Source organism: Streptomyces sp. NRRL B-24572, assembly GCF_002156145.1.
GTDB classification, from domain to species: Bacteria; Actinomycetota; Actinomycetes; order Streptomycetales; family Streptomycetaceae; genus Streptomyces; species Streptomyces vietnamensis.
The window spans coordinates 1-8,944 of record NZ_MWIG01000046.1; the positions used below are offsets into that span (position 1 = coordinate 1).

At 73.1% G+C, this 8,944-nt stretch carries 8 protein-coding genes and 1 pseudogene; 5 read left to right on the top strand and 4 right to left on the bottom strand.

Features of this window, described 5'->3' with window-relative positions; genetic code table 11:
* Nucleotides 1-96: 96 nt before the first annotated feature.
* Together CCN56_RS03030 and CCN56_RS03035 are read left to right on the top strand one after the other, a co-directional pair.
* On the top strand, nt 97-528 hold the full coding sequence (locus CCN56_RS03030; RefSeq protein WP_086823190.1) for a molybdenum cofactor biosynthesis protein MoaE: 432 nt from the start codon (nt 97-99) through the stop codon (nt 526-528).
* 113 nt (nt 529-641) lie between these two features.
* Entirely contained in the window at nt 642-2,288 is a 1,647-nt protein-coding gene (locus CCN56_RS03035; RefSeq protein WP_256961696.1) for an FUSC family protein, read from the top strand.
* A 7-nt stretch (nt 2,289-2,295) separates the two neighbouring features.
* Here CCN56_RS03035 and CCN56_RS03040 read toward each other — a convergent pair whose 3' ends face one another.
* On the bottom strand, nt 2,296-4,617 hold the full coding sequence (locus CCN56_RS03040) for an FdhF/YdeP family oxidoreductase (RefSeq protein WP_086823195.1): 2,322 nt from the start codon (nt 4,615-4,617) through the stop codon (nt 2,296-2,298).
* 198 nt (nt 4,618-4,815) lie between these two features.
* Here CCN56_RS03040 and CCN56_RS03045 point away from each other — a divergent pair, with 198 nt between their 5' ends.
* Genes CCN56_RS03045 through CCN56_RS03055 form a run of 3 tightly spaced genes read left to right on the top strand, consistent with a single transcriptional unit; the run spans nt 4,816 to nt 7,262 of the window.
* The gene (locus CCN56_RS03045) at nt 4,816-5,805 is read left to right on the top strand and encodes a Dyp-type peroxidase (RefSeq protein ID WP_086823198.1); all 990 of its coding nucleotides are present in this window, start codon (nt 4,816-4,818) and stop codon (nt 5,803-5,805) included.
* Nucleotides 5,802-6,617, top strand: coding sequence for a family 1 encapsulin nanocompartment shell protein (locus CCN56_RS03050; protein ID WP_086823201.1), 816 nt, complete (start codon nt 5,802-5,804; stop codon nt 6,615-6,617). The genes CCN56_RS03045 and CCN56_RS03050 overlap by 4 nt, the downstream gene beginning before the upstream one ends.
* A 3-nt stretch (nt 6,618-6,620) precedes the next feature.
* On the top strand, nt 6,621-7,262 hold the full coding sequence (locus tag CCN56_RS03055) for a DUF1345 domain-containing protein (protein ID WP_256961695.1): 642 nt from the start codon (nt 6,621-6,623) through the stop codon (nt 7,260-7,262).
* Between the two features lie 18 nt (nt 7,263-7,280).
* On the opposite strand, the gene CCN56_RS03060 is transcribed toward CCN56_RS03055, so the two are convergent.
* The 3 genes and pseudogenes from CCN56_RS03060 to CCN56_RS03070 all read right to left on the bottom strand — a co-directional run.
* Entirely contained in the window at nt 7,281-8,102 is an 822-nt protein-coding gene (locus CCN56_RS03060; protein WP_086823210.1) for a hypothetical protein, read from the bottom strand.
* Between the two features lie 22 nt (nt 8,103-8,124).
* Entirely contained in the window at nt 8,125-8,589 is a 465-nt protein-coding gene (locus tag CCN56_RS03065; RefSeq protein WP_086823204.1) for a GreA/GreB family elongation factor, read from the bottom strand.
* A gap of 103 nt (nt 8,590-8,692) precedes the next feature.
* Nucleotides 8,693-8,944 (bottom strand): annotated as a pseudogene (locus tag CCN56_RS03070) (serine hydrolase); the annotation flags it as partial.

The following is an 8,944-nucleotide window of genomic DNA, read 5'->3' on the forward strand; positions in this document are numbered from 1 at the left end:
CCGCCGGGGCGCCCGTGGAGGTCATCGACCTGCCCCCGGACGGCTGACCCCCCTATGCATCCCGAGTCTCCGCCACCACTCCGTCAGGACCCGACCATGACGCATCCCGACCCGCTCCGGCTCCTCGCCGTACGCGACACCCCGCTCTCCCTCGACGAGGTGTACGCGGCGGTGGGCGACGACGCCGCCGGAGGCACCGCCCTCTTCGTCGGCACCGTGCGCGACCACGACGACGGGAAGCCGGTGACCTCCCTGGCGTACTCCGCCCACCCCGGCGCCGAGGCCGAGCTGCGCCGCGTCGCCGAGAAGGTCGCCGCCGACTTCCCCGTCCGCGCCCTCGCCGCCGTCCACCGCACCGGCCTGCTCGCCGTGGGCGAGATCGCCGTCGTCGCGGCCGTCTCCTGCCCGCACCGCGCGGAGGCCTTCGCCGCCTGCCGACGGCTGGTCGACGACCTCAAGCACCAGGTGCCGATCTGGAAGCAGCAGCTGTTCGCGGACGGTGCCGAGGAGTGGGTCGGCGCGTGCTGACCGGCCCGCGGCGCGCGGCCGCCCGCCTGGGGAGCGCGCTCTCCCCGAGGGGCGCGCTCGCCCTGCAGAGCGTGGACGGCGCCCTGTCCTTCGCCCTGCGCGCCGCACTCGCCATGGCGCTGCCCGCGCTGCCGATGGCGCTCGCAGGGCGGGCCGACCAGGCCGTCTACACGATGCTGGGCTCCTTCACCACCACCTTCGGCCGCAACCTGCCCTACGCGCGCCGTGCCCGCGTGCTCGCCGTCGTCGCCGTGGCGATGACCGCCTGCGTGGGCTGCGGCGCGGCGCTCGCCGCCTGGGCCCATCCCCGGGACGGGGGAGCGGGCGCCGCCGTGACCGTCGCGGCCACGGCCCTGGTGGCCGGACTCGCGAAGTTCGCCTGCGACGCGGCCCGGCTCGGCGGGCTCGGCGCGGTGCTGCTGCTGTTCTCCTTCACGGTGGCGGCCAACGGCACCTCGACCCCCGCCGACGTCCTGCCCCAGGCCGGACTGGCCGCCTGCGGCGCGGCCGTCGCCTGGATCCTCGCCGTGGCGGGCCGGTTCGTGCACCCGGACCGCCCGCAGCGGCTCGCCGTCGCCGCGGCCCTGCGCGAACTCGCCGACCTGTGGGACGCGGCCGACGCGAGGGACCGCACCCGCCTCGTACGGCACCGGGCGACCGCCGCAGTCCTCCAGGCGTACCGCACGCTCGGCGTGCTGCCCCCTTCGGGCACCGAGTGGCGTGGCCGGGGCGACACCTGCGTCCGCCTCACCGACCTCTCCTGGTCGCTGCTCGTCGGCTCCGCCCGCCGCCCGCCCAGCGACCCCACCGGCCTGGCCCGCGCCCTGCGCCGCCAGGCCAAGCTGCTCGCAGGCCGCCGCCGGCGGGCCCCGCGGCTCCTGCCCGAGCTGGCGCTCCCGGTCCTGATCGCCCAGGCCGGCATGCTCGCCCGCCCAGGGCCCGGGCCCGGCACCGGAGTCACCGGCCCCGGGCCGGTCCCGGTCGATCCGACCACCCTGCGCGCCACCGAACTCCGGGCCGCCGCCCTGGTGGCCGGACCGGCCCACGGCCGCGCGGCCGTCCTCCTCGTGCCCGCCCTGCGGATGGTCCTCGGCACCGGCGTCGCGGGCGGGGCGGCCCTCCTCCTCGGCCTCGGGCACGGCTACTGGGCGGCCATCTCCGCCGCCGCCGTCCTCCACTCGGTCAACGTGCGGACGGCGGCCCAACGGGCCGTGCAGCGCACCCTGGGCACGGTCGCGGGCCTCTTCCTCGCCCTCGGCGTCCTCGCCCTGGGGCCCGAGCCGGTGACGCTCGTCCTCGTGATCGTGCTGTTCGAGTTCCTCCTGGAGTACGTCGTCGCCCGCAACTACGGTCTCGGCGTCGTCTTCCTCACCCCGCTCGCGCTGCTCCTGACCGATCTGGCCGCACCCGTGCCGACCGGCGCGCTCGTGCAGGACCGGGCGCTGGGCAGTGTGCTCGGGATCGCGATCGCACTGGGCTGCGCCCTGCTGGTGGTCCACGACCGGGCGGCGGTACGGGCGGAGCGCGCGCTCGCCGCCTGCACGGCTGCCTCGGAGCGGGCCGAACGCGCCCTGGAGGAGGGCGACGTCCGGGCGTTCCCGCTCGTGCAGACAGGCCTCGCGGCGGCCGCGGTGGAGCTGCGCGAGGCCGATGACGCCGCGGCGGGCGAGCTCTGGCAGGCGGAGATCGACCCCACCGAGCTCGCCGCCGCCGAACGGCGCGCCTACCTCCTCCTGGACCGGCTGGTCCGTAACGGATGACGGAACGTCAGGAGGCGGGCGCGATCGTCACCTTGACGTGCTTCATGATCGGCTGGTCGCTCTGGGTGCTGTAGTCGCCCAGGGCGCACAGCACGTTCATCTCCGGCATGTAGCCGGCGGCGCAGCCGCGCGGGATGTCGTACGGGACCGCGAGGTAGCCCTTCAGATGCCGTCGGCTGCCGTCCTTCGCGGTGCTCGTGATGTCCACCGGCGCCATGTCGGCGATCCCGCGCTCGCGCATGTCCGCCCGGTTCATGAAGACCAGCGTGCGGCAGTTCTTGATGCCCCGGTAGCGGTCGTCGTCCGAGTAGATGGTGGTGTTCCACTGGTCGTGGGAGCGCATGGTGCCGAGCGCCAGGGTGCCGGGGGCGGGCACCACGTCGGGCAGTTCGGCGCTGGAGAACTCGGCGCGCCCGGACGGGGTGAGGAAGACCAGCTCGCGGGCGGGCTGCTTGATGCGGAAGCCGAGCGGCAGCCGTACCCGCCGGTTGAAGTCCTCGAAGCCGTCGAGCGCGCGGGCCATGGTGTCCCGGATGCGGTCGTAGTCCTCGACGTACCACTCCCAGGGCGTGGCGCTGTCGGGCAGCGCGGCGCGCGCCATTCCGGCGATGATGGCCGGTTCGGAGAGCAGGTGCGGCGAGGCGGGCTTCTTCATGCCGATGGACAGGTGCACCATGCTCATCGAGTCCTCGACCGAGGTGCTCTGGATCCCCTTGCGCTGGTGGTCCTTCTCGGTCCGGCCGAGGCAGGGCAGGATGAGCGCCTGGCGGCCGTGCACGATGTGGCTGCGGTTCAGCTTGGTGCTGACCTGGACGGTGAGCTCGCAGTTGCGCAGCGCCGCGTAGGTGTACGGGGTGTCGGGGGCCGCGAGCGCGAAGTTGCCGCCCATGCCGACGAAGACCTTGATGTCGCCGTCGTGCATGGCCTTGATGCTGTTGACGGTGTCCTTGCCGTGCGCGCGGGGCGGTTCGATCTCGCAGACCTCGGCGAGCCGGTCGAGGAACTCCTCGCCGGGGCGGTGGTCGATGCCGCAGGTGCGGTTGCCCTGGACGTTGCTGTGGCCGCGTACGGGGGAGGGGCCCGCGCCCTCCCGGCCGAGGTTGCCGCGGAGCAGCAGCAGGTTGACGATCTCCCGGACGGTGTCGACGCCGTGCTCGTGCTGGGTGATGCCGAGGCACCAGCTGACGATGGAGCGGTCGGCCTCCCCGTACACCCGCGCGGCCTTGAGGATGTCGTCCCTGCTCAGCCCGGACTGCCGTTCCAACTCCTCCCACGGCGTGGCCTCGCACCGGGCGCGGTACTCCTCGAAGCCGGAGGTGTGCCGCTCGATGAACTCCCTGTCCAGGGCCTTCGGGTCGGTCGACGACTGCTCCAGGATCGCCTTCGCCATGCCCCGTACGAGCGCCATGTCGCCGCCGATGCGCGGCTGGAGGTTCAGGGTGCTGGTCTTCGTCGTCTTGAACAGGGCCATGTCCGTGAAGTCGTGCGGGACGATGGTCCGGGTGGCGGCGGCCTCGACGAGCGGGTTGACGTGCACGATCTGTGCGCCGCGCTGGTGGGCCTCGGCGAGGGCGGTGAGCATCCGGGGCGCGTTAGAGGCGGCGTTGACGCCGAAGATGAACAGCGCGTCGGCGGTCTCCCAGTCCTGGAGGTCGACCGTGCCCTTGCCGGTGCCCAGGGAGGCCTGGAGGGCGCGGCCGCTGGCCTCGTGGCACATGTTGGAGCAGTCGGGCAGGTTGTTCGTGCCCAGCTCGCGGGCCATCAGCTGGTACAGGAAGGTGGCCTCGTTGCCGAGCCGGCCGGAGGTGTAGAAGGTGGCCTGGTTCGGGTCGTCCAGGCCGCGCAGGGTGCGGCCGACGAGCGCGAAGGCCTCCTTCCAGCTGATCGGGACGTAGTGGTCCGACTCCGCGTCGTAGACCATCGGCTCGGTGAGGCGGCCCTCGTTCTCCAGGTCGTAGTCGCTCCACCCGGCGAGCTCGGTCACCGAGTGGGCGGCGAAGAACTCGCGCCCGACCCGCTTGCGGGTCATCTCCCAGGTGACGTGCTTGATGCCGTTCTCGCAGATGTCCAGGTGGAGGCCCTTGGTGTCGTCGGGCCAGGCGCAGCCGGGACAGTCGAAGCCGGTGTTCTCGTGGTTCATCCGCATGATCGCGCGCGGGCCGTCGACCAGCGCGCCCTCGCGCACGAGGAAGTTCGTCACGCTCTTCGCGGCGCCCCAGCCGGCGGCCGGGTGGTGGTACGGACGGAACTCGGGTTCGCCCTCGGGGGTCGGTCCCACCCGGGGTTCCCGCTCGTCCCGGGCGGTGGTCTCGTCCTGGTCGGTGCTCAAGGCGTTTCACCCTCTCGCCCTGCGGACGCATGGGCATGGTGGGACATGAGGACCCCTTCGAGCAGGCTAAGCCCGCTGTTCGGCGCCTGCCACCCGCACCGCAGCGCGGCGGTGTGCCGGGCTGCGGTGCGGATCATGCGCACCTACGCTGACGCTGTCCCTTTCATCCACCTTTCGTCGATCTCCCGTGGGAGCGCCATGGCCGTACCCCAGTCCGTCATCGCCCCGCCCTCGCGTGCGGCCGTCTTCCTGGTGGCCACCGTCAACCCGGGCGGCGAGAACGCGGTGCGGGAGGCGCTCCAGGACCTGACGGGACTGACCCGTTCGGTGGCGTTCCGGGCCCCCGACGCGCACCTCACCTGCGTCGCCGGCATCGGCTCCGAGGGATGGGACCGGCTCGTCGGCGGCCCCCGCCCCCATGAACTGCACCCCTTCACACCCCTGCAAGGCCCCCGGCACCGCGCCCCGGCCACCCCCGGCGACCTGCTCTTCCATCTGCGGGCCCGGCGCCTGGACCTCTGCTTCGAACTGGCCCGGCACATCGTGGCCGCCCTGGGCACCGCGGTGACCGTCGTCGACGAGGTGCACGGCTTCGCCTACTTCGACGACCGGGACCTCCTCGGTTTCGTCGACGGCAGCGAGAACCCCGAGGGCGTGACGGCCGCCGACGCGGTCCACATCGGCGACGAGGACCCGCACTTCCGGGGCGGCAGCTACGTGGTCGTCCAGAAGTACGTGCACGACATGGCGGCCTGGGACGCGCTCACCGTCGAGCAGCAGGAGCACGTCATCGGGCGCGGCAAAGGCTCCAACATCGAACTGTCCGACGACGTCAAGCCCGCGGACTCGCACGTCGCACTGAACACGGTCACCGACGAGAACGGCGTCCAGCAGCAGATCTTCCGCGCGAACATGCCCTTCGGGCGGATCGGCGCCAGCGAGTTCGGCACCTACTTCATCGGCTACGCGCGCACCCCCGCCGTCACCGAACGGATGCTCCGCAACATGTTCCTCGGCGAGCCGCCCGGCACCACGGACCGCATCCTCGACTTCTCCCGCGCGGTGACCGGCGGCCTCTTCTTCGTGCCGAGCGCCGACCTCCTCGACGACCTCCCCGCCCCGCTGGCCGCCGCAGCTCCCGGGGAGACCCTCGGCATCGGCAGCCTGAAAGGAGCCCTGGCCCCATGACGCCCCCCGAGTCCACCAGCAACCTCCACCGCGAACTCGCCCCGATCACCGCCGCCGCGTGGGCCGAGATCGAGGAGGAGGCCCGCCGCACCTTCCGCCGCAACGTCGCGGGCCGCCGCGTCGTCGACGTCCCCGACCCGGCGGGCCCCGAGCTCTCGGCCGTCGGCACGGGCCACCTCTCCGACCTGGCGGAGCCAGCGCCCGGTGTCAGGGCGCGGCTGCGCGAGGCCCGGCCCCTCGTCGAGGTACGGGTGCCGTTCACCGTCGACCGGGCCGCCGTCGACGACGTCGAGCGCGGCTCCAAGGACTCCGACTGGCAGCCCGTCAAGGACGCGGCCCGCGCCCTGGCGCTCATCGAGGACCGCATGGTCTTCGAGGGGTACGAGGCCGCCGGCGTCGAAGGGCTGCGCGGCCGCACTTCCAACCCCGTGCTGCGGCTGCCGACCGAACCCCTCGACTACCCCGACGCCGTCAGCCGGGCCCTCACCGCCCTGCGGCTCGCCGGCGTCGACGGTCCGTACGCGCTGCTGCTGGGCGCCGACCAGTACCGGGCCGTCAGCGAGACCTCCGACCACGGCTATCCGATCGCGGCCCACCTCGCCCGGATGCTCGACGGCCCCCCGATCTGGGCGCCCGCCCTCGACGGCGGCTTCGTCCTCTCCACCCGGGGAGGCGACTTCGAACTGCGCCTCGGCCAGGACGTGGCGATCGGCTACACCTCGCACGACGCGAGCAGCGTCGAGCTGTACCTCCAGGAGACCCTGACGTTCCTGGCCTACACGGACGAGGCAGTCGTCGTCCTGGAGGCCTGAGCGGTGGACCGGGCTCTGCGCGGCGCCGTGCCCAGGCTCGCCGCCTCGGCGCTCGCCGGCGCGGCGACCGGCGCCGTCGTCGCCGCCCTGACCCACACGCCGATGGGGGTCCTCGCCGGCATCGCCGCCGCCGAGACCCTCTTCGTCGTCACCGGCTGGCTCGTCCTGTGGCCCATGGACGCCACCACGACCCACCGGAACGTCCGGCGCGAGGAGTTCCGGCCGCTCGTCGAGGAACTCGTCGTCGTCGCGACCTCCCTGTGCGGGCTCGTCGGCATCGTCGTCCTGCTCCTGGTGGGCAAGAAGACCGACCTGAGCCACGCGGCGGCAGCGACGGCGCTCTGCGGCGTCTTCATGGCCTGGGCGGCGCTCCACCTCATGTACGCCACCCGGTACGCGTACCTCTACTACGCCCTCAGCCCCGGCGGCGGGATCGACTTCAACTCCCAGTCCCCGCCGAAGTACAGCGACTTCCTCTACTTCAGCTTCAACCTCGGCATGACCTACCAGGTCTCCGACACGAACGTCTCCAGCCCCACGGTCCGCTCGGTCGTCCTGCGGCACTGCCTGCTGTCGTACGTCTTCGGGGCGAGCATCCTGGCCACCACCATCAACCTGGTCTCCGGCATCGTCACGGGCGGCTGACCCGTGCCCCGCCGATGTTCAGCGCCGCCACCACGGCTCGCGTACGTAGCGGCTCTCCTCGCTCGTGCACCCGAGGCCGTCGGAGATCTGCTCCGAGTCCAGGTTCCAGCCGACGACGCCGCTGCCCTTGCGGCTCAGCTCGATCAGACGGTCGCTCTCCGTCCGTGTGCCGTACGTGACCCGGCACTCGACGATCGACGTCCACGCCTGCCCGTCCAGCGCCGAGACGAACGCCAGGAACGGCAGCACGAGCACCGTCAGGGAGAGCGCCACCCACTGCTCCACGCCGGCGGCCCGGCGCAGCCAGGAGGGCGGCCGGTAGCCGGGGTCGTGATGGGCCTGCTCCGGTCCGTGCCGGTGGCGCGGCCGACGCCGGCCCGTGCGGTACTCCACGACCACGCCCTGCCGCAGCGCGAAGGCGGTGAGTCCGGTGGCGAGCCCCCACCACGGCCCGAAGAAGCAGGCGTCGATGATTCCCACGGCGACCGGGTTGACGAGCGTGAGCGCCGCCCGCCGGACGGCCCGCGCCGTCCCGCTCCCGAGGGGGACCGCCCCGCGCGCGGCGAACACGGCGAAGATCACACGGGAGACGACGACGCCCAGCACCGACCCGAGCAGCGGGTCCGTGATCACCATGCCGATCAGGATGTCCGGCCAGTTCGCCGGTTCCATGCCGACGAGGACGTCGCGGACGGCGTCGCCACCGCCGACCGTGTACGCGAGCTTCGTGACGGGCACCGCGACGGCCAGCGCCACCAGGACCGTGTGCCCGGGGCCGCCCTTGCGGTCGGCCTCCCGGACCTGTTGCCGATCCGCCCCGGGGGAGTCGGTCTCCCGCACGGCGCCCTCCCGCACGGCGCCGTCAGCCGAGCGAGACCACGACCGCGGTCGCCCGGCCCTCGGGTGTGTCGTACGTGACGGTGTCGCCGGCGCGGTGGCCGAGCAGGGCCCTGCCGAGCGGGCTGTCGGCGGTGACCAGGGTCGCGTCGAGGGCGTTCGCGAGCTCGCCGATCTGGACGGTCGACTCGGTGCCGTCCGCGAACCGCACGGTCACGCTGCTGCCCACGCCGACCGCGCCGGTGGACGGAGCCCCCGCCACGGCCCCCTCCCGGAGTCGCCCCTCGATCTCGGTGATGCGGCCGGCGAGCCGGTCGAGCTCGTCGGCGCGCTGCAACTCGTCGGCCTGGTCGGCCCGGTCGCCGACCTCGTCGCCACCGCCGCCCCGCAGCGTGACGGCGACGGCCTCGCGTTCGGTGCGCAGATCGGCGAGTTCGCGCTCCAGCGCCTCACGGGCGACGGCGCTGAGGGGCTCGGGTCCACCGGTCATTGCTGCTCCCGATTCTGCGGCGGCACGGACGCGTGCCCGGAGGGTCATTCAGGACAATTCGGAGATTATCAGTCGGGTGGTGGAGAGGGGCGGGGGACGCGCGTCAGTTCCCGCTCGGACTCGCCTCCGGCTCCGTCACCGGGATGTCGAAGACGTGGCCCGGGGTCACGATCCGGGTGATCGCCTGCCCGAAGAGCGTGCTGGGCTCGTTGTTGTCGTGCAGCACGTCCGTGTTGAGGAGGACGACCAGGGTGGCCTTCGCCTCCGGCAGATAGATCGTGAGCGACTCGTAGCCCGGCAGGGAGCCGTTGTGGCCGATCCAGCCCTGGACGTCGAAGATGCCGAGGCCGTAGCC